Origin of the sequence: Saccharothrix sabaoui, from assembly GCF_051756985.1 — a bacterium.
GTDB lineage: Bacteria > Actinomycetota > Actinomycetes > Mycobacteriales > Pseudonocardiaceae > Actinosynnema.
This window is the reverse complement of record NZ_JBPKJK010000123.1, coordinates 1-18,862: the sequence shown is the minus strand read 5'-3', so window position 1 is coordinate 18,862 and position 18,862 is coordinate 1. Positions and strand designations below refer to the sequence as shown.

18 protein-coding genes are annotated in these 18,862 nt (G+C 73.8%); 9 read left to right on the top strand and 9 right to left on the bottom strand.

Annotated elements, in window-relative coordinates:
- Positions 1-12: 12 nt before the first annotated feature.
- The gene (locus ACR807_RS30070; protein ID WP_438924824.1) at positions 13-1,551 is read right to left on the bottom strand and encodes an alpha/beta hydrolase; all 1,539 of its coding nucleotides are present in this window, start codon (positions 1,549-1,551) and stop codon (positions 13-15) included.
- A gap of 176 nt (positions 1,552-1,727) precedes the next feature.
- On the opposite strand from ACR807_RS30070, the gene ACR807_RS30065 reads away from it, so the two are divergent.
- Complete coding sequence (locus tag ACR807_RS30065; RefSeq protein WP_438924823.1) at positions 1,728-2,678, top strand: hypothetical protein; 951 nt, start codon at positions 1,728-1,730, stop codon at positions 2,676-2,678.
- A gap of 12 nt (positions 2,679-2,690) precedes the next feature.
- Positions 2,691-3,329 carry a class I SAM-dependent methyltransferase gene (locus ACR807_RS30060; protein WP_438924822.1) on the top strand — a complete coding sequence of 213 codons (639 nt, stop codon included), beginning with the start codon at positions 2,691-2,693 and terminating at the stop codon, positions 3,327-3,329.
- Positions 3,330-3,395: 66 nt separating this feature from the next.
- On the opposite strand, the gene ACR807_RS30055 is transcribed toward ACR807_RS30060, so the two are convergent.
- From ACR807_RS30055 to ACR807_RS30035, 5 genes are read right to left on the bottom strand one after another with little or no spacing between them, the layout of a single operon-like run.
- The gene (locus ACR807_RS30055; RefSeq protein ID WP_438924821.1) at positions 3,396-4,367 is read right to left on the bottom strand and encodes an ABC transporter substrate-binding protein; all 972 of its coding nucleotides are present in this window, start codon (positions 4,365-4,367) and stop codon (positions 3,396-3,398) included.
- Between the two features lie 14 nt (positions 4,368-4,381).
- Positions 4,382-5,380 carry an ABC transporter permease gene (locus tag ACR807_RS30050; RefSeq protein WP_438924820.1) on the bottom strand — a complete coding sequence of 333 codons (999 nt, stop codon included), beginning with the start codon at positions 5,378-5,380 and terminating at the stop codon, positions 4,382-4,384.
- Positions 5,377-6,138, bottom strand: coding sequence for an ATP-binding cassette domain-containing protein (locus tag ACR807_RS30045; protein ID WP_438924819.1), 762 nt, complete (start codon positions 6,136-6,138; stop codon positions 5,377-5,379). The genes ACR807_RS30050 and ACR807_RS30045 overlap by 4 nt, the downstream gene beginning before the upstream one ends.
- A gap of 4 nt (positions 6,139-6,142) precedes the next feature.
- Complete coding sequence (locus tag ACR807_RS30040) at positions 6,143-7,153, bottom strand: class I mannose-6-phosphate isomerase (RefSeq protein WP_438924818.1); 1,011 nt, start codon at positions 7,151-7,153, stop codon at positions 6,143-6,145.
- Positions 7,150-8,133, bottom strand: a complete 984-nt coding sequence (locus ACR807_RS30035) for a LacI family DNA-binding transcriptional regulator (RefSeq protein ID WP_438924832.1) — start codon at positions 8,131-8,133, stop codon at positions 7,150-7,152. Before ACR807_RS30035 ends, ACR807_RS30040 begins: the two co-directional genes overlap by 4 nt.
- A 151-nt stretch (positions 8,134-8,284) precedes the next feature.
- On the opposite strand from ACR807_RS30035, the gene ACR807_RS30030 reads away from it, so the two are divergent.
- From ACR807_RS30030 to ACR807_RS30015, 4 genes are all read left to right on the top strand, one after another.
- Positions 8,285-10,477, top strand: coding sequence for a GH92 family glycosyl hydrolase (locus tag ACR807_RS30030; protein WP_438924817.1), 2,193 nt, complete (start codon positions 8,285-8,287; stop codon positions 10,475-10,477).
- Between the two features lie 130 nt (positions 10,478-10,607).
- Positions 10,608-11,522 carry an ABC transporter ATP-binding protein gene (locus tag ACR807_RS30025; RefSeq protein WP_438924816.1) on the top strand — a complete coding sequence of 305 codons (915 nt, stop codon included), beginning with the start codon at positions 10,608-10,610 and terminating at the stop codon, positions 11,520-11,522.
- Positions 11,519-12,562 (top strand): ABC transporter permease, encoded by a 1,044-nt coding sequence (locus ACR807_RS30020; RefSeq protein ID WP_438924815.1) that lies wholly within the window; start codon positions 11,519-11,521, stop codon positions 12,560-12,562. Before ACR807_RS30025 ends, ACR807_RS30020 begins: the two co-directional genes overlap by 4 nt.
- A 60-nt stretch (positions 12,563-12,622) precedes the next feature.
- Positions 12,623-12,937: a DUF3817 domain-containing protein gene (locus tag ACR807_RS30015; protein WP_438924814.1), complete on the top strand. Its 315-nt coding sequence runs from the start codon at positions 12,623-12,625 to the stop codon at positions 12,935-12,937.
- A 67-nt stretch (positions 12,938-13,004) separates the two neighbouring features.
- On the opposite strand, the gene ACR807_RS30010 is transcribed toward ACR807_RS30015, so the two are convergent.
- Complete coding sequence (locus ACR807_RS30010) at positions 13,005-13,508, bottom strand: MarR family winged helix-turn-helix transcriptional regulator (RefSeq protein ID WP_438924813.1); 504 nt, start codon at positions 13,506-13,508, stop codon at positions 13,005-13,007.
- A gap of 44 nt (positions 13,509-13,552) precedes the next feature.
- Here ACR807_RS30010 and ACR807_RS30005 point away from each other — a divergent pair, with 44 nt between their 5' ends.
- Genes ACR807_RS30005 through ACR807_RS29995 form a run of 3 tightly spaced genes read left to right on the top strand, consistent with a single transcriptional unit; the run spans position 13,553 to position 15,778 of the window.
- Positions 13,553-13,849, top strand: coding sequence for an MTH1187 family thiamine-binding protein (locus tag ACR807_RS30005; protein WP_438924812.1), 297 nt, complete (start codon positions 13,553-13,555; stop codon positions 13,847-13,849).
- Between the two features lie 55 nt (positions 13,850-13,904).
- Positions 13,905-14,750, top strand: a complete 846-nt coding sequence (locus ACR807_RS30000; protein ID WP_438924811.1) for an SCO6745 family protein — start codon at positions 13,905-13,907, stop codon at positions 14,748-14,750.
- A 41-nt stretch (positions 14,751-14,791) separates the two neighbouring features.
- Complete coding sequence (locus ACR807_RS29995) at positions 14,792-15,778, top strand: tetratricopeptide repeat protein (protein WP_438924810.1); 987 nt, start codon at positions 14,792-14,794, stop codon at positions 15,776-15,778.
- A 115-nt stretch (positions 15,779-15,893) separates the two neighbouring features.
- Here the strand turns inward: ACR807_RS29995 and ACR807_RS29990 are convergent, their stop codons facing one another.
- Both ACR807_RS29990 and ACR807_RS29985 read right to left on the bottom strand, forming a co-directional pair.
- Positions 15,894-17,327: a neutral zinc metallopeptidase gene (locus ACR807_RS29990; RefSeq protein ID WP_438924809.1), complete on the bottom strand. Its 1,434-nt coding sequence runs from the start codon at positions 17,325-17,327 to the stop codon at positions 15,894-15,896.
- 85 nt (positions 17,328-17,412) lie between these two features.
- Positions 17,413-18,789 carry a neutral zinc metallopeptidase gene (locus tag ACR807_RS29985; protein WP_438924808.1) on the bottom strand — a complete coding sequence of 459 codons (1,377 nt, stop codon included), beginning with the start codon at positions 18,787-18,789 and terminating at the stop codon, positions 17,413-17,415.
- Between the last annotated feature and the right edge of the window lie 73 nt (positions 18,790-18,862).

Below are 18,862 nucleotides of genomic sequence, written 5' to 3'. Positions count from 1 at the left end.
CCGGGCCGGGGGCTACAGCGGGTAGCCCACGAGCGGTCGCCGCTGCTGCGCGGCGGGCGCGGTCGGGTCGGGCAGCGGCACGCCGGGGCACGTCGAGTCGACCGGGGGCACGACCCCGTCGACGATGAACGACTCCACGACGTCGTCCACGCACGCGTTGCCGAAGCCGTAGACGCCGTGGTCGCCCTCGTCGGTCACGGTCAGCAGCCGCGAGCCGGCGAACCGGTGGTGCGCGTCCCGCGCCCCCTCCAGCGGGGTGGCCGGGTCGCGCACCGACTGCACCATCAGGACCGGCGGCACGCCCCGGCCGGTCGGCTCCCTCAGCTCCAGCGCGGGCCGGTCCCAGGACGCGCACGGCGCGAGGAACTGGTAGTACCCCATCAGCGGGTACCGCCGGCCCAGCCGCTCGGCCTCCAGCGCCAGGGTGGTGCGGTTGTGGCGGAACCCCGTGTCGTTGCACGCGGTCGCGTACAGGGCGCCGTTGGACGCGTCCGGGTACCGCGCGAGCGCCGCCGCGGCCGTCACCGCGCCCGCGTCGCCCCGCGCGAGCTGCGAGAACAGCGCCGCCGCCTCCGGGAACGCGGTCTTGGAGTACTGGGCCCGGATCAGGAGCACGTCGAGCAGGACGCCGTCGACGAGGGTGCCGCCGGGCAGCGCCGCCGGCTCCGCGTTCAGCGCGGCGCGGGTCCGCTCGTAGGACTGCCGGACCTGCTCGGCGGTCGTGCCCAGCCGGTACAGGGCGTCGTACTTCGCGACCCACGGCAGGAAGTCGACGCGGAAGCGCCGCTCGAAGCCGTACCCGAAGTTGTCGAACACGTCCTGGAACGTGCTGGTGAACTCGGGGTTCGAGTCCAGCACGAACTTGCCGACCCGGTCCGGGAAGTAGGTCGCGTAGTAGGCGCCCAGCCGGCTGCCGCCCGAGTAGCCGACCCAGTCGACCCGCTCCCGGCCGAGCAGGTGGCGCAGCAGGTCGAGGTCGTGGACGGTCTGCTCGGTGTTGACCACCTCGCCCAGCTCGCCGGACCTGGTCCGGCAGGCCGTGGCCTGGAGCTCGGCGCCGTCGTAGATCAGCTTCGCGTTGGCCCGGCGGCGGTCGCGCGGGTCGGTGAGCGCCAGGAAGTCGAACCCGCCGCAGGTGACGTTCGTGCTCGCCCCCGTGCCGCGCACGTCGACGCCGATGACGTCGCGGTCCTGGACCAGCCTCGTCCGCTCGGCGTACAGCAGCGGCAGCGTGCGGCCGGGCGCGCCGGGGCCGCCCGGGTTGGTCAGCACGGCGCCCCGCGACTCGCCGCGGGCCTTCAGCCGGCTCACGGCGATGGTGACGGACCTGCCGTCGCCGGGTGTGCGCCAGTCCCGCGGCGCGGTGTACGTCGCGCACTCCAGGCCCGGGACGTCGGTGCACGGCGCCCAGGTCAGCGCCTGGTCGTGGTGCGGGCCGGGCCGCGCCTGGGCGAGTGCCGGCGCGGCCGCCGGCGTGATCGCCGTGAGCAGCGCGGCGGTCAGTGCGGCGGACAACGCGGTGGTCAGCGTGGTGGTCGGTGCTCTCCTCATCGATCCCCCTCCGGTCGAGGTCTCCACCCCAGCGCGTGCGTAGGGTGGAGGACAACCGCAGAACGGCCCTGTTCGGCTCCACGAAAGACTCGGGCCGGTCGGGCTCGGAGGAAAGTAAGGTCGCTGGAGTGGGGATTTTCCGGAGGAAGCGGCCTGCCGCGGTCGCTCGTGAGGTGGTGCGGGACCACACGTACGACGACGCGATCCTGGACATCGCGGCGGAGGAGATGGACGCGGGCCACCTGCGCGCGGCCACCACGGTTCTCGCGGAGTGCCGGGACGACCCGGAGGTGCGGGCGCTGCGGGCCGAGGTGCTCGGCGAGCACGCCATCGGGCACGCCGACGAGCTGCTGGAGCTGGCCAAGGGCAACACCGACCCCGACCTGTGGCTGCTGGCGGGCACCGCGTTCATCCGGGAGGCGTGGGCGATCCGGGGCTCGGGCCGCGCGGACAGCGTCGGCAAGGACCGGTTCAAGGTCTTCTTCGGCACCCTGCGCAAGGCCGTCGGCCCGCTGCACGAGGCCGCGAAGCTCCTGCCGCGGGACGCGGTGCCGTGGGCGCAGCTCCAGACCGCGGGCCTCGGCCTCCAGGTGGACCGCGACCAGAAGGACGAGGTGTGGCGCGAGATCGCCGCGCGCTGCCCCACCCTGTACCCGGCGCACTGGACGCGGTTGCAGATCCTGGCCGCCAAGTGGGGCGGCTCGGCCGAGGAGATGATGGCGTTCGCCCAGGGCAGCGTGGACGCCGCGCCGCCCGGCGACCCGGTCGTGGCCATGCTGCCGCTGGCCCACTTCGAGATCTTCCTGGAGCAGTTCGAGGACGCCGTGCAGTCCCGGTCGGCGCTCAGGATCGCCACCCTGAAGATGCGCTACTTCAGCCGCCACCGCGACGAGATCGCCACCGCCGCGGACCGGTGGGAGTCGACCGCGACCAAGCCCCACCCGCGCGCCCTCCAGGCCCACAACCTGTTCGCGGCGGCCTTCGCCCTGGCCGACGACGCGCCGCGCGCGAAGCGCCACCTGATCGGCATGCGCGACCACGTGCACGACGTGCCGTGGGCGTACGTCGCGTACTTGGCCGACGACCTGGAGAAGGAGTACTCGGAGCTGGCCAACAAGTACCTCTAGGCTCCCCGGTCCGTGACCGGACTCCCCACGCACCTGCGCGCGACGGCCGACGCCTACGACTCCGTCGCCGTCCGCTACGCCGAACTTCCCCGCCACGACCTCGACGGCGTCCCGCTGGACCGCGCGGTGCTCGCCGCGTTCGCCGAGCACGTGCGGGCCGCCGGCCCCGGGCCCGTCGCCGAGCTGGGCTGCGGTCCCGGGCGGGTGACCGCGCGCCTGCGCGACCTCGGGCTGGACGCGTTCGGCGTCGACCTGTCGCCGGTGATGGTCGACCTCGCCCGCGCGGCGCACCCGGACCTGCGGTTCGAGGTCGGCTCGATGGACGCCCTGGACCTGCCCGACGGGTCGCTGCACGGCGTCCTGTGCTGGTACTCGGTCATCCACGTCCCGCCGGCCGACCTGCCCGCGTACCTCGCCGAGTTCCGCCGGGTGCTCGTCCCGGGCGCGCCCCTGCTGCTCGGTTTCTTCGAGGCCGGCGGGGGACCGGTGGCGACGTTCGACCACCGGGTGGTGACGGCCTACCGCTGGCCGGTCGACGACCTCGCCGCGCTCGCCCGCGACGCCGGGTTCACCGAGGTCGGCCGGGTGCTGCGCGAGCCGGTGGACGGGGAGCGGTTCCCCCAGGGGCGCCTGCTGGCGCGCGCGGGGTGACCGGGGCCCGGTGACCGGGGCCCGGTGACCGGCACGCGGCCGGCCACCGGGCCGCGGTCCGGGGGCTCAGCACTTCTGCTTGTAGAAGTACTCCGAGTTCGCCTCCATGTCGGCCTTGGTCAGCGCCACCAGGTCGGTCTCGACCTCGCGCTCGACCGGCCTGCCCTCCAGCGCCGCGACGGCCTGCTCGACCCCCGTGCGGCCGATCGTGGCCGGGTCCTGGGCGATCAGGGCCTGCACGACGCCCGACCGCAGGTCCTCCACCTGCTTGGGGGAGGCGTCGAAGCCCACCAGGTTGACCGAGCCCGTCCGGCCCGCGTTGCGCAGCCCGGTGGCCGCGCCCTCGCCGGTGTTCAGGTTCGTCGCGAACACGCCCACGAGGTCCTGGTTGGCGGCGAGCGTGGCGGTCACCTTGGACGCCGCCTGGTCCGGTTCGTTGTCGGTGTACTGCCGGCCGACGTACCGCAGGTTCGGGTGCTTCGCGACCTCCTCCTCGAAGCCCTTCGCGCGGGCGTCGGTGGTGGACGTACCGGCCTTCGTGTCGAGCACGAGCACCGAGCCGGAACCGCCGCCCACCAGGTCGGCGAGGGTCCGCGCGGCCAGCCGCCCGCCCTGCTCGTTGTCCGAGGAGACCGTCGACGCGGCGATCGACCTGTCCTCCAGCCTGGTGTCGACCTCGACGACCTCGATCCCGGCGTCCACCAGCTGCCTGACCGGGCCGGCCATCGCCTTGTCGTCCGTGGGGGCGATGAGCACCGCGCCCGGCCGGTTCGCCAGCACGCCCGTCACGATGGGCGCCTGGAGCACCGGGTCGAACTTCGCCGGCGCCTGCACGTCGACCGAGTACCCGGCCGCGCCGGCGGCCTCGCGGAACCCGCACTCCAGGGAGGTGTAGAACGGCTCCGCCGCCACCCCCGGGATGAGCACCATTTTCTTCGCGTCACCGGAGCCCCCGGTGTCGCCGATCTGCCCGCCGCCGCACGCGGTCAGCAAGGCCACTGACAAGAGCGGGACAAGGGCAACCGTCCTCGATGACATGTTCTCCCTCTCACCTAGTGTTGATCACGCGCCCTTCGCCGCGACTGGTCGAACCACACGGCGGCGACCAGGACCACCGCCACCGCGACCGGCTGCCAGTACACGTCCACGCCGACGATCACGAACCCCTTGCGCAGCACGGCGGGGATGAAGACGCCGAGCACCGTGCCCACCACCGAGCCCACCCCGCCGAACAGGCTGGTGCCGCCGAGCACGACGGCGGCGATCGCGTTGAGGTTGTCGGTGTCGTGCCCGGTGATCGACGCGACCCGGAAGTAGGCCAGCGCCATGAACCCGGCCAGCCCGGCCAGCACGCCCGCCAGCAGGTACACCCGCACGAGGTGCCCGCGCACCGGGATGCCGGCCCGGCGGGCGGCCTCCTCGTTGGAGCCGATGGCGCGGGTGTGCCTGCCGAACGCGGTCGTGCCCAGCACGAGCGCCCCGAGCGCGGTGACCGCCGCCGCGAGCAGCACGAGGGCGGGCACGCCGAACCAGGTCCCGGTGCCCAGGCCGTCGCCCAGCGCGTCCGGCACGCCGCTGACGTTCGACCCGCCGGACAGCAGCTGCCCCGCGCCGAGCGCCGCCCCGAACGACCCGAGCGTCACGATCAGCGGCGGGATGCCCGCGCGGGCGACCAGCACGCCGTTGAGCAGCCCCCACGCCGCGCCGGACAGCAGGGCCACGGCGAGGCCGACCGCGACCGTGCCCCACCCCGCGCCGGTGGCGTCGCCGCCGTGGAGGGCGTTCATCACCGTGGCGGACGTGACGCCGGAGAACACCAGCACCGACCCCACCGACAGGTCGATCCCGGCCGTGACGACCACGAAGGTCATGCCGACCGACAGCACCAGCAGCACCGACGTCTCGACCAGCGTGGTCTGGAGCGTGAACGCGGTCAGCACGGCGTCCGGCCGCAGCGCGCCGAACACCGCCACCAGCACCAGCAGCACCACGCCGATCCACAGCGTGTTCGCGCCCAGGAGCCGCCGCGCCAGCGAGCCGGGGCCGGTCACGCCCCCTCCTGGGACAGCGCGCCGGTCATCGCGCCGACCAGCTCCTCCACGGTGGTGGAGGCCGCCTCGAACCGGGCCACCCGCCGGCCCAGCCGCAGCACCTCGACGCGGTCCGCGACGGCCAGCACCTCGGGCATGTTGTGGCTGATCAGCACCACCGCCAGGCCCCGGTCGCGGACCCGCCGCACGACGTCGAGCACCCGTCCGCGCTGCACCACGCCCAGGGCGGCGGTCGGCTCGTCCATGAACACCAGCCGGCTCGCCCACACCACCGACCGCGCCACCGCCACGCCCTGCCGCTGCCCGCCCGACAGCGAGCCGATCGGCACGCCCGCGTCCGGGAGCGACACCCCGAGGTCCTCGAACGACCGCGCGGCGCGGCGCCGCATCTCCTTCTCGTCCAGCACGCCGAGCTTCCCGAGCAGCCCGGCCCGGCGCAGCTCGCGCCCGAGGAACAGGTTCGCCGCCGGGTCCAGGTCCGGCGCCACGGCCAGGTCCTGGTAGACGGTCTCGACGCCCAGCGCCCGCGCCGCCACCGGCGAGTCGAGCACGACCGGCTCGCCGTCGAGCAGGACCGTGCCCGAGTCCGGCCGCTCGACCCCGGACAGGCACTTCACCAGCGTCGACTTGCCCGCTCCGTTGTCGCCGACGAGCGCGACGACCTCGCCCGCGTGCGCGGTGAACGAGGCGCCGCGCAACGCCTCCACGCTCCCGTAGTGCTTCACCAACTCCCGTGCGTCCAACAGGGGTAAGGCCATGCGGTCAGCTCCCGAGGCTCGACACCAGTGGCGGCCTGCACCGGACGGCGACGACGTCGCCGGTCACCTCGACCTCGCCCGCCGCGTGCGGCACGACGAGCGTGCTGCCCCGGTGCACCGCGACGGGACCCACCGTGCCGGCGCCCTCCAGCACCACCAGCACGCCGAACGAGGGCTCCAGCGCCGCCGTGCCCGACACGTGCAGCCGGTCGGCGCGGAAGAACGGGTCGGCCTGCGCGCCCAGCAGCGGCACCGACGCGCCGGTCCGCGCGCGGGTGCGCAGCACCAGGTCGTCGGGCGACTGGGCGCGGCGCTCCACGCAGTCCAGCGCCTTGTCGTAGCCCAGGCCCAGGTGCCCCGCCTCGGCGTCGGCGAGGAAGCCCTCCCACTCCAGCGTCACGGAGAAGTCCGTGGGCTGCTGGAGCTCCACGATGAACACGCCCTCGCCGATGGCGTGCGGCACGCCCGCGGGCACGAACACCGTGTCGCCGGGGGAGACCCGGACCGCGTTGAGCGCGCCGAGCATCGCCGCCGAGTCCTGCGCCGACACCCACCGCGCGACCACGTCGGCGGGCACGTCCTCGCGGAACCCGATGTGGACCGTCGGGTCGGGGCCGGTGGTGCCGACCACGATCCACGCCTCGGTCTTGCCGTGCCGGCAGGCGAGGTGCCGCTCGGCGAAGGAGTTCGACGGGTGGCAGTGCACGGGCAGCCGCTGCCCGGCGTCGAGCAGCTTCACCAGCAGCGCGGTGTCCCCGCCGAACTCGGCCGCGTGCTCCTCGCCGAGCCACGTCACCGGGTCCGCGGCCACGGCGTCGCGCAGCCACCGCCCGTCGGGCAGCCGGGACAGGCCGGCCTCGTCCTTGCCGAACTGCGTGGTCGTCGAGGCGACCCAGTCCTCGGGGCCGTGGTCGGCGACGGCCTCGTTCCGCAGCGCCGCGATGGCCGCCCCGCCCCGGTAGAACTGGCGCGGCTGGTTCGCCGGCAGCGAGACGGGCTGGGTGTCGGAGCTCATACGGGTACCTCTCCTGATCCACGGGCCACCAAGCGCACCGGCAGGACGACGCGGCGCGGTGGGGTGCCGTCGCCGTCGAGCCGGGCGTAGAGCAGGTCGGCCGCCGCCTTGCCGAGCGCGCTCGCGTCGTGCGCGATCACGGTCACCGGCGGCGACAGCAGGTCGGCCAGCTCGAAGTCGTCGAAGCCCACGAGGGCCGGGCGCGAGTCGCAGCCCGCGAGGGCGCGCAGCGCGTGCACGGTGATCCGGTTGTTGCCGGTCACCACGGCGGTGGCCGGGTCGGCCAGCTCGCGCAGGCCCTTGAGCGCCGCGCGCACGGACCGCTCGTCGTGCGGCCCCATCACCACCATCGACTCGTGGTAGCCGATGCCCGTGCGCGCGCAGCCCTCGCGGTAGCCGCGCAGGCGCTCGTTGGCGGTGAAGATGTCCGGCGCGTCGCCGAGGAACGCGATCCTGCGGTGCCCGAACGACGCCAGGTGCGCGACGGCCTCCGCGGTGCCGCCGATGTTGTCCACCAGCACGGTGTCCGCCACGACGTCGCCCGCCGGGCGGTCCAGGAACACCACCGGCGTGCCGGCGCGCATCTCCGGCACCAGGTACCCGTGCTGCAACCCGGCGGGCACGATGAGCAGCCCGTCGACGCGGCGCGAGCAGAACTCCAGCGCCAGCTCGCGCTCCCGCGACGGGTCCTCGTCCGACGAGCCGGTGATCACCTGCCGGCCGCGCAGCCGGGAGATCTCCTCGACCGCGCGCGTCACGCCGGAGTAGAACGGGTTGCCCACGTCCTCCAGCACCAGGCCGATGGTGCCCGTCGACGAACCGCGGCGGAGGTTGCGCGCGCTGAGGTTGCGCCGGAAGCCCAGCTGGTCGATCGCCGCGAGCACCCGCTCGGCCGTCGCGGGGTGCACGCCCGCCTCGTCGTTCACCACGCGCGAGACGGTCTTGATGCTGACGCCCGCCAGCCGCGCCACGTCGTTCATCGTGGCGCGCCGCACCTTGCGGGCGCCCGCCGCGCCGTTCGGGGACAACGTTGTCATAGTGGTCGGATCACACACCCCGGGCACGGGGGATGTCAACGCCCGCGTTGTCCTGAACCGGACAGGACCCGCTGGTGGTGGCTAGGGTGGGGGTGTGGCGGCAGACCTCGACCCGGTCGGGTGGGTCAACACGTTCATCGGCACCCGCGACGACGGGAACACGTTCCCCGGCGCGTCGGCCCCGTTCGGCATGGCCCACTCCAGCCCGGTCGGGTCGCACTACGCGGGCTACCGCTACGACGACCCGGTCATCCGCGGTTTCGGGCACTTCTTCCTGTCCGGCGCGGGCTGCTGGGAGCAGGGCGGGCTGGTGCCGGTGCTGCCGGCGCTCGGGCCGCCGCGGTCGTTCGACCACCGCCGGTACGGCTCGGCGTACACCCACGACGGCGAGGTCGGCGAGGCCGGCTACTACCGGGTGCGGTTGGCGTCCGGCATCACCGCCGAGTGCACGGCGACCACCCGCGCCGGCGTCGAGCGGTTCACCTTCCCCGCCGGGTCGACGCCGCACGTGCTGGTGAACGTCGGCCAGGCCAACGACCGGGAACCCGTGTCCGGCAGCTCCGTGCGGGTCGTGGACGACCGGACGCTCGCGGGCACCGTGACCGCGCAGGCGTTCTGCGGCGGGAAGCCGTACACCACGTGGTTCACCACGACGTTCGACCGGCCGTTCCGGGACACCGGGGGCTGGGGCGGCGAGTCGGGCGGCGAGGGGCTGCGCGGCCGGTGGGTGTCGTTCGACGGCGACGGCCCGGTGACGGTGGCGACCGCCCTCTCGCACGTGGACGCCGAGGGCGCGACCGGGAACCTGGTCGAGGCGCGCGGCAGGTCGTTCGACGAGCTGCGCGCCGCCGTTCAGGACGAGTGGCGGCGCGAGCTGGGGTGCGTCGAGGTCGACACCGACGACCCGGTGGTGTTCTTCACCGCGCTGTACCACGTGCTGCTCCAACCGCTGACCGGCAACGACGTGGACGGCCGCTACCGCGGGTTCGACGGCCGGGTGCACCGCGCCGACGGCTGGACCTACCACGAGTACTTCTCCCTGTGGGACACCTACCGCGCGCACAACCAGCTGCTCGCGCTGCTGCGGCCGGGCCGCGCGCGGGACGTCGCCCGGTCCGTGCTGGCGGTGCACGAGCAGGGCGGGTGGCTGCCCCGCTGGGCGTACGCCGACCAGGAGACCAACACCATGACGGGCGACCCGGTGACCCCGTTCCTGGTCGACCTGTGGCGGTTCGGCGCGCTGGAGGGCCTGGAGGAGCGGGCCTACGCGGCGCTGCGGCGCAACGCGACGTCCGTGCCGCCCGCGTCCTCGCCGTTCGAGGGCCGGGCGGGCAACCCGACCTACCTCGCGGACGGGTTCGTGCCGCACGACCCGGGTTTCCCGAAGAAGGGGCAGGACGTTGACCCGCACCACGGCGCGTCCGCGACCCTGGAGTACGCGCTGGCCGACCACGCGCTGTCGATCATGGCCGAGGCGCTGGGCCACCACGAGGACGCGGCGGCGCTGCGCGCCAGGGGCCTGAACCACCGCGCGCTGTGGGACGACTCGGTCACCGACCGCGGCTTCCGCGGGTTCCCGCGGCCGAGGGTGGCGGGCGGCGCGTGGCTGACCCCGTTCAGCCCGCAGGGGCCGGACGGCTTCCACGAGGGCACCGCGTGGCAGTACCAGTGGCTGGCGCAGCACGACGTCGAGGGGCTGGTGGGGCTGCTGGGCGGGCGGGAGGCCGCGCTGGCCCGGCTGGACGACTTCTTCGCCCTGCCCGACCTGCTCGCCGACCCGGCGGGGACCGTGCGCGACAAGTGGGTCGTGGGGCCGTACGAGTACTACAACCAGTTCCGCTACAACCCGAACAACGAGCCGGACCTGCACGCGCCGTGGGTGTACGCGCTCCTCGGCGCGCCGTGGCGGACCTCGGCGGTGGTGCGGGCGGCGCAGACCCTGTTCGTGGACGCGCCGAACGGGGTCACCGGCAACGACGACCTCGGCACGATGTCCGCCTGGTACGTCCTCGGCGCCCTCGGGCTCTACCCGGTGACGCCGGGCACGGGGGAGTTCGTGCTCAACGCGCCGAGGTTCGCCCGCGCCGTCGTGCGCCTGGAGGACGGCCGCGACCTGACGATCACCGCGCCCGGCGCCGACCCGTCCCGGCTCCAGTACACGCGGGCGCTGCGCGTGGGCGACGAGCCGTGGCACGACGTGCGGCTCCCGTGGGAGCGGTTGACCTCCGGCACGACCGTCGCGCACGAGCTGACCGACGACCCGGCCGAGGCGACCTGGGGCACGTGAGCACTGCTCGTAGTCGGGGGCGCGCGCAGTGCGACCGCGCGGCCCTACGAAGGTATCGATCACCGTCCACTTCGGTCGTGACCGCCCCGATCCGCGCCGCGGGCGGGTGTCCGGGGACTACGTTCCAGCCATGACTGGGGCACGCATACCGGCGGTCGTGGTTGCGGACATCCGCAAGAGCTACGGCGGGCTGAAGGCGGTGGACGGCGTCTCGTTCACCGTGGCGGAGGGGGAGTTCTTCGGCATCCTCGGGCCGAACGGCGCGGGCAAGACCACGACGCTGGAGATCGTGGAGGGCCTGCGCAAGCCCGACGCGGGCCGGGTGACGCTGCTGGGCGTCGAACCGTGGCCGCGCAACCCCGAGCTGCTGCCCCGCATCGGCGTGCAGCTCCAGGCGTCGAGCTTCTTCGAGAAGCTGACCGCGCGCGAGCAGCTCCAGACGTTCGGCTCGCTGTACGGCGTCACCGCGCGCCGCGCCGACGAGATGCTGGAGCTGGTCGGCCTGACCGACAAGGCGGACGTGCAGGAGAACAAGCTCTCCGGCGGCCAGCGGCAGCGGCTGTCCATCGCCTGCGCCCTGGTGCACGACCCCGACGTGGTGTTCCTGGACGAGCCGACCGCCGCGCTCGACCCGCAGGCCCGCCGCAACCTGTGGGACGTGCTGCGCGCGATCCAGGCCCGCGGCAAGACCATCGTCTACACCACGCACTACCTCGACGAGGCCGAGATCCTCTGCGACCGCGTCGCGATCATGGACCGCGGCCGGGTCCTCGCCATGGACGCGCCCGCCACGCTGGTGCGCGGCCTCGACGCGCCCACCCACGTCGTGCTCCAGAAGGGCGCGCTCACCACGGAGGCGGCCCGCGCCATCACCGGGGTCGAGGAGGCGCACGAGGACGAGGTCTCGCTCACCATCTCCACCCGCAGGCCCGCGCCCGTGCTGTCGGCGCTGGCCGAGCGCGGCACCCTGGACGGGCTCCAGGTGCGGACGGCCACGTTGGAGGACGTGTTCCTCGACCTGACCGGACGGGAGTACCGCGCGTGACCGCGTTCAAGAGCCTCGCGGCGGCCATGGCCAAGGGCTTCCTGCGGGACCGCATGTCGCTGTTCTTCGTGTTCCTGTTCCCGCTGCTGTTCCTGGTCGTGTTCGGCCTGCTGCTCGGCGACTCGGGCAACGACCGGACCAGGATCGGCGCGGTCGGCGACAGCCCGGTGTTCGCCGCCCTGGAGCAGACCGGCGCGCTGGAGCTGGAGCGCTACGGCACCGCCGAGGAGGCCCGGCGGAAGGTCGACGACGGCGACCTGCCCGCCGCAGTGGTGGCGGACGGCAACCGGGTCGACCTGGCGTTCGCGGCGAGCGACCAGGTGGCCGCGGGCACCGTCGTCGGCATCGTGTCCGGCGTGGTGGACAAGCTCAACATCGGCGCGGCCAACGTGGCGCCGACGTTCACCCTGGCCGCCGAGCCGGTCGAGGACGCCTCGCTCAAGCCCATCCAGTACCTGACGCCCGGCATCCTGTCGTGGGCGGTCTCCTTCTCCGGCGTGTTCGGCGCGGCGCTCACCCTCGTGTCGTGGCGCAAGAAGCAGGTGCTGCGGCGCATCCGGCTCGCCCCGGTCAGCACGACCACCGTGCTCACCTCGCGCATCCTGGTCTCGATCGGCACGGCGCTCGCCCAGGGCGTCGTGTTCGTGGCGGTCGCGCTGCTGCCCCTGTTCGGCCTCAGGCTCACCGGCCACTGGTACCTCGCGCTGCCGCTGCTGGTCCTCGGCACGACGGCGTTCTTCGCGATCGGGATGCTGGTCGGCGCGTTCTGCAAGACCGAGGAATCCGCGTCCGGCGCGGCGAACCTGATCATCATGCCGATGGCGTTCCTGTCCGGCACGTTCTTCCCGGTGGAGAACGCCCCGGGCTGGCTCCAGGCGGTGTCGTACGCGTTCCCGCTGCGGCACATGAACGACGGGATGCTCGACGTGCTGGTGCGCGGCAAGGGCGTGGAGGCGCTGCTGGTGCCGTCCGCCGTGCTGGTCGGCTTCACGCTCGTGGTCGGGTTCGTTGCCTCCCGCGTCTTCCGCTGGGAGGACTGAACCCGGCGAACCGGACACCCCGCGGGGCCGGTGAGCGCCGTCACCCACCACAATGGGGGCATGCTCTCCAGCCCCGTCGGCCGTTTCCGCCTCCTCGCCCTGGCCGAGGCGGTGTCCTGGGCCGGGCTGCTGCTCGGCATGTTCTTCAAGTACGTGGTGGTCCAGAACGAGATCGGCGTGAAGGTCTTCGGGCCGGTCCACGGCGTCGTGTTCGTCGGCTACGTGCTCGTGACGCTGATGATGGCCGGGCAGTGGGACCGCAAGACCCTGTTCTGGGCGCTGTTCGCGAGCATCCCGCCGTTCGGCACGGTCGTGTTCGAGCGCTGGGCCGCGAGGACCGGCCGCCTGACCGGGACCCGGACCGCGAACGACTGAGCGCGTCCCCCGGGCGCGTCCCCTGAGCGCGTCCCCCGGGGCGCGTCCCCATCCGGTCGACCGGACCTCAGTCCTCGAAGTCGCCGACCGCGCGGCGGACCTTGGCCAGCAGGTCGGTCAGCTGCTCGGTCTGCCGGTCGGTGAGCCCGCGCAGGCCGAACCCGACGGCCGTCACGGCCTCGGTCGCGGACTCGCGGCGGGTGTGGCCCGCCTCGGTGATCTCCACCAGCGTCGTGCGGCGGTCCGTCGGGTGCGGGGTGCGGCGCACCAGCCCGTCGGCCTCCAGCCGGTCCACGATGTTGGTGACGCTGGTCGGGTGCAGCTGGAGGCGCTCGCCCATGACCCGCATCGGCAGGCTGCCCGCCCGGGAGAACGTCAGCAGCACCAGCGCCTCGAACCGCGCGAACGTCAGGCCGTGCGGCTTGAGGGCGGCGTCCACGGCGGACTGGATGATCTGCTGTACTCGCATGACGCTCGTGACGGCCGCCATCGCCGTCGACGGTCCGATCCGCTTCTCCCACAGCTCGGCGGCACGCGCGATGGGGTCGAACGGCAGCGGCTGGGACGTCATGCCGCCGAAGCTACCAGTCAGTACCCGGCCACCAGGAGGCAGCAGTGCTCGTCGCGTTCAGTGTCAGCCCGCTCGGCGGGGAGTCCGAGGGCGTGGCGGCGGCCGTCGCCGAGGCCGTGCGGGTGGTGCGCGAGTCGGGCCTGCCGAACGAGACCAACGCCATGTTCACCCTGGTCGAGGGCGAGTGGGACGAGGTGATGGCCGTGGTGAAGAAGGCGACCGAGGCCGTGCAGGCCACCGCGCCGCGGGTCGGCCTGGTCCTGAAGGCCGACATCCGGCCGGGCCACACCGGCCAGCTGACGGCCAAGGTGGAGCGCCTGGAAGCCCACCTGGCCGACTGACCGGCCGCGTCTTCGGGGCCGGCGGAGAAGTAGGACGTCCTACTAAGTTGGCGGGATGAGCGGTACGACGCCCCGCGACCTCTGGGTCCGGTTCGAGACCTACCACGACGTCACCTACTTCTCCCCGGAGTCCCGGGCCGCCACCGACGCGCTCGGGTGCAAGGGCGGCTGGATGGGCTACTTCGGGATGCGCGCCGCGCCGCTGGGCGCCGTGCCGCCGGAGGTGGTGACCGCCGCGTTCTTCAGCTTCCACCCGCGGATGGTCGCCCGCGCCGTGCCCGACGCGTGGGACGTGGCCACGCCCGCCCGCTACCTGGAGGCGCGGCTGGAGGGCGTCGACCGGGCGCTGCGGCGGATGCTGGAGTCGCTCGACCTCGCCGAGGCCGCCGACCTGGCCTGCCGCGCGGCCGGCGCGACCCCTTTGGCCGGCCGGGTGCTGGCCGCCGCGAACCGGGCGCTGCCCGTGCCGGGCGAACCGCACCTCGCGCTGTGGTGGGCGTGCACCGTGCTGCGCGAGTCGCGGGGCGACGCCCACGTCGCCGCCCTGGTCGCGGCCGGCCTCGGCCCGTGCGAGGCGCTGGTGCTGTTCGGCGCGGACAAGGGCCTCGACGCGGCCTACCTGCGCAAGGCGCGCGGCTGGGACGGGGACGAGTGGGCCGCCGCCGAGTCCGCCCTGCGCGAACGCGGCCTCGTCGGCGACGACCTCACCCCGGCCGGCCGGGCGCTGCGCGAGGACGTCGAACGCGCCACCGACGACGCCGCGCGCGACTGCTGGGCGGGGGCGGACGCGGCCAGGTTCGCCGAGCTGATGACCCCCGTCGCCCTCCGGTTGGGGCACCTCAACGAGGCCATGCGGACCAACCCGATGGGCATCGACCCGGTCGCCCAGATCACCGGCTGACCCGACGTGGCCCCGCGCGGCCCTCGTGCCAGGATGGGGGCGTGACAAGGCCAGACCCGCGCAAGACCGCCGCACTGTCCGCCGCGCTGTCCGGGGCCGTCGACCTCGGCGCGCTCAAGGCCCGGGCCGATGCCGCGAGGCAGCGTTCCTCCACCCCACCCCCGCCCGCGGGAGCAGGCCAGGACGCCGGGCCGGACGCCGGTCCGAGCCCGTGGGTCCTGGACGTCACCGAGGCGACGTTCCAGTCCGTCGTCGAGCGCTCCCTGGACGTCCCGGTCGTGGTCGAGCTGACCGCGTCGTGGAGCCCCGAGGCCGGGCAGCTCTCCCCGGTCCTGGAGAGGGCCGCCCGCGCCGGCGGCGGCACCTGGCTGCTGGCGCGCGTCGACCTGGACGCGAGCCCGCGCATCGGCCAGGTGTTCGGCGTCCAGTCCGTGCCCACGGTCGTCGCCATCGCCGGCGGCCAGCCGATCGACGCCTTCGCGGGCCCCCTGCCGGAGGCCGAGTTCGGCCAGTGGGTCGCGCGCCTGCTCGACGCCCTGCGCGACCGCCTGCCCGGCATCAAGGCCGCCGAGGCCAACCGGCCCGACGCCGTCGGCGGCGAACCGCAACCGGAACCCGAGGACCCCCGCTTCGTCGCCGCCGAGGAAGCCTTCGAGCAGGGCGACTTCGCCGCCGCCGAGGCCGCCTACGAGGCCATCCTGGCCGCCGAACCCGGCAACGCCGACGCGAAGGCCGCCCTGGCCCAGGTCCGCTTCACCGCCCGCGCCGAGGAGGTCGGCGGCGACGCGATCGCCAAGGCCGACGCGAACCCGGACGACGTGGCCGCCCAGTTGGCCGCCGCCGACCTGGAGGTCGCCACGAACGACGTCGAGCAGGCGTTCAAGCGCCTGGTCGACACCGTGCGCCGGGTGTTCGGCGACGACCGCGACCGCGTGCGCGAGCACCTCGTGTCGCTGTTCGAGCTGTTCCCGGCGGACGACGAGCGGGTCGCCAAGGCCCGCCGCAACCTGGCCAGCGCGCTGTTCTGACCCGTGCGCGACGAGGGGCCCGCCCGGTCCGGGCGGGCCCCTCGTCGCGTCTCGCTGGGCCTGACGGGTGATCCGCGTCTCGTCCCGCGAGTCGGATCAGCCCCAGTGCTCCCGCTCAGCCCGAGTACTTCCGCGTGCACAGCCCGGAACCCTCGAAGAAGCCGTCCCGGAACGCCTCCACCCGCGCGAAGCCGGACGGCACCACGGTCCCGTTCACGTCCGCCGCGATCAGGCTCTTGTCGGCCAGCAGCTCGGCCACGGCCTCGTCCAGGTCACCCGACGACAGCCGCAGCCGCGCCGAGCTGCCCGTCGTCGTCCCCGCCCACGCGCCGGTCAGGCAGGCCGTCCGCAGCCCCGCCGCCGGGCCCTCCAGCGAGTAGCCCGTCGCCTTCTGGATGGACAGCGCGAAGCGGGACGCGATCTCGGCGAACGCGGCGAAGTCGCCGATCCCGCCCTTCTGCCCGCGCTTGGGCGGGGTGCCGATCTTCACCAGGTCGGCCAGGTCGATGGCCACCGAGTTGGTCGCCGGGCAGTACGACGCGGGCGAGGTCTCGGAGGCGTCCGGGCAGTCGTCCTCTTCCGTGGTGAACGCGGGCGGCGTCGCGCCGGACTGCTTGTAGGCGTCCTGGAGCGACTGCTCCAGCAGCTCCAGGTAGCGGGGGTCGTCGACCTTCAGGTTGCCCTTGCCGAAGCCCTGGTCCTCGTCCTGCGCGTCGAACTTCTGCTGCGTGATGCGGGCCTTGACCTCGGCCTCGTCGATGGCGGCGCACCGCGCCGGGTCGCCCGCGAAGCCGAACTGGAACGCCGAGACCCGGTCGAACGCGCTGCCGTGCGCGCCCTGCTTCTCGGCGGACGTGCCCGCCGCGTCGCGGATGAAGAACATCGTCGCCAGGACCTGGTTCAACCCGGGCCCGGTGGAGATGCGGAAGTGCTCGGACTTGCCCTCGGCGACCCAGCGGAAGAAGTTGCCCGCGTAGCAGTCGGCCTGCTGCTCCTTGATGATCGTCGGCGTGGCCTGGTTGATGCCGCCCTTGTCGCCGAGCTTGTACTGCACGGCGTGGCCCATCTCGTGCGCCAGCACGGTCACCACGGCCACCGGGCCGAACGCGTCGTCGAGCATGGGCAGCAGCTCGCCCCGGTCCCACGCGATGGAGTCGTCCAGGGAGCAGTAGAACGCGTTGGCCACGCCCGCCGTGTTGGTGCGGCAGATCTCGACGCCCTTGCCGTTCGAGTCGTACGACACGAGCCGCTTGACCGGCTGGAACTCGACGCCGAACACCTCGGGCAGCTGCTCGGACCAGTACTCCTCGACGTCGGCGAGGGTGTTGATGGCCAGCCGGTCCATCTCGCCGCCGTCGCCGTTCTCCACCTGGAGGTCGGCGTCGGGCACACCGGGCTTCGGCCCGCTCTCCCCGGTGGTGATCTCCAGCCCGGACACCTTGGTGACGTCCGGGCGCTCGGAGCGGCCCTCGCCGCTCACCAGTTGGGTGCACCCCGTCAACGACACGACGGCGACGAGCGCCGTGAAGAGAGAAGCCCGTCGCCCCATGCCCAGCCCCATCGTCCCGCGGTTCGCGTGTGATCCCGAACCCTACCCAGCGGATCGCCCGTTCGGGTGGGGGCCGGCGAATCCCTCAGCCCACCCCGCAGGAGCCCACGCCCTCCAGCACGCCGCCGCGGAACACCTCGACGCGCCGGAAGCCCGGGTCGAGGGACGTCCCGCCGCTCGCGTCCCGTGCCGCGTAGTCGTACGCCAGCAGCACCCGCACCGCCTCGTCCAGGTCGCCGGGGGACAGGCCGAAGCCCTGCTGCCGGGTGAACACCTCGCGCGTGTACGACCCGGCCAGGCACAGCGCCCCGGTCGCCGCCGCCTCGCCCTCGACGTCCACGCCCACCTGGGACATCGCGGCCAGGCCGTAGCGGCTGGCCAGCAGCACGCCCGTCGCGTAGTCGCCGATCTCGGCGTGCAGCTCGGGCAGGTCCCGCTCGACCTCGATCTCCACCGACTTCTCCGCCGGGCAGAACGCCACCGGGCCCTGGTCGCCGGAGCAGGCCGGCTCGTCCTCGGTGGGCGTCGCCCTGGGCTCGGTCCACGTCTTGCCCGCGCGCTCGACCAGCGCCTTGTAGTAGGCGTTGAGGTCGGGGGTGATCGACTCCAGCATCTCGTCGAACGGCAGGTTGCCGCCCCGGTCGCGGTCGTCCGCGCTGGTGAACGCCTGCTGCGTGAACGGCCGGTTCTGCACGGTCATCGCCGCGCAGAACTTCGTGCCCTGCTGGTAGCCGTCCTGGAACGCGGACACCCGGTCGAACGCGTTGCCGTGCGCCGACTGGTCGTCCGGCGACGTGCCGACCGGGTCGCGGAACGTGATGAGCGCGCCGAGCGCCGAGTCGAGCGTGTCCGAACCGATGTCCAGGTGCTCGGACCTGCCGTCGTTCACCCACTTGACGAACGCGCCGGCGAAGCAGTCGGCCATCGCCTCGGTGAGGATCGTCGGGTACTTCTCGGGGTCGCGCCGCTCCGCCTCGGGCGTGATGCCCATGCGGTTCTGCACGGCGTGGCCCATCTCATGGGCCAGCACGATCACCACGGCGGCGTCGCCGAACTGCTCCTTGAGCACCGGCAGCAGCGCGGCCCGGTCCCAGGCGATGGCGTCGGCGCTCGGGCAGTAGAAGGCGTTGCCCTCCACGTCGCTGGCCTTCTCCGTGCACGGCGGCGGCTTCGCGGCCGGGTCGGACGTGTCGACCGAGTAGATGCCGCCCTCCAGGGGCTGCCACGGCTCGCCGAACGCCGCCGGGAACGCCTCCCGCCAGAACGTGTCGACGTCGGTGACGGCGGTGGCCGCCAACTGGTCGATGGGGCCGCCGTCGGTGCCCTGGATGAACGCGGGGTCGACGGTGCCCCTGGTGACCGAGTCACCGGCCGAGGGGGTGCCCGCCACGAGGTGCGTGCAGGCGGTCGTCGTGACGAGGACCGTCGCCAGCAGGACCAGCCGAGCCGAAGCGAGCCGCATTCGACCATTGTGCCTGCCGCGACCCCCCGCGGGGTGGCGGACGAGCCAGGTCGTTCCCGCCCGGCCCGGCGGA

Bases quoted from the DNA above. Each gene is read 5' to 3' on its own strand.
- ACR807_RS30070 (WP_438924824.1), bottom strand. From the start codon at position 1,551: ATGAGGAGAGCACCGACCACCACGCTGACCACCGCGTTGTCCGCCGCA.
- ACR807_RS30055 (WP_438924821.1), bottom strand. From the start codon at position 4,367: ATGTCATCGAGGACGGTTGCCCTTGTCCCGCTCTTGTCAGTGGCCTTG.
- ACR807_RS30045 (WP_438924819.1), bottom strand. From the start codon at position 6,138: ATGGCCTTACCCCTGTTGGACGCACGGGAGTTGGTGAAGCACTACGGG.
- ACR807_RS30040 (WP_438924818.1), bottom strand. From the start codon at position 7,153: ATGAGCTCCGACACCCAGCCCGTCTCGCTGCCGGCGAACCAGCCGCGC.
- ACR807_RS30035 (WP_438924832.1), bottom strand. From the start codon at position 8,133: ATGAACGACGTGGCGCGGCTGGCGGGCGTCAGCATCAAGACCGTCTCG.
- ACR807_RS30025 (WP_438924816.1), top strand. From the start codon at position 10,608: ATGACTGGGGCACGCATACCGGCGGTCGTGGTTGCGGACATCCGCAAG.
- ACR807_RS30015 (WP_438924814.1), top strand. From the start codon at position 12,623: ATGCTCTCCAGCCCCGTCGGCCGTTTCCGCCTCCTCGCCCTGGCCGAG.
- ACR807_RS30010 (WP_438924813.1), bottom strand. From the start codon at position 13,508: ATGACGTCCCAGCCGCTGCCGTTCGACCCCATCGCGCGTGCCGCCGAG.
- ACR807_RS30000 (WP_438924811.1), top strand. From the start codon at position 13,905: ATGAGCGGTACGACGCCCCGCGACCTCTGGGTCCGGTTCGAGACCTAC.
- ACR807_RS29990 (WP_438924809.1), bottom strand. From the start codon at position 17,327: ATGGGGCGACGGGCTTCTCTCTTCACGGCGCTCGTCGCCGTCGTGTCG.
- ACR807_RS29985 (WP_438924808.1), bottom strand. From the start codon at position 18,789: ATGCGGCTCGCTTCGGCTCGGCTGGTCCTGCTGGCGACGGTCCTCGTC.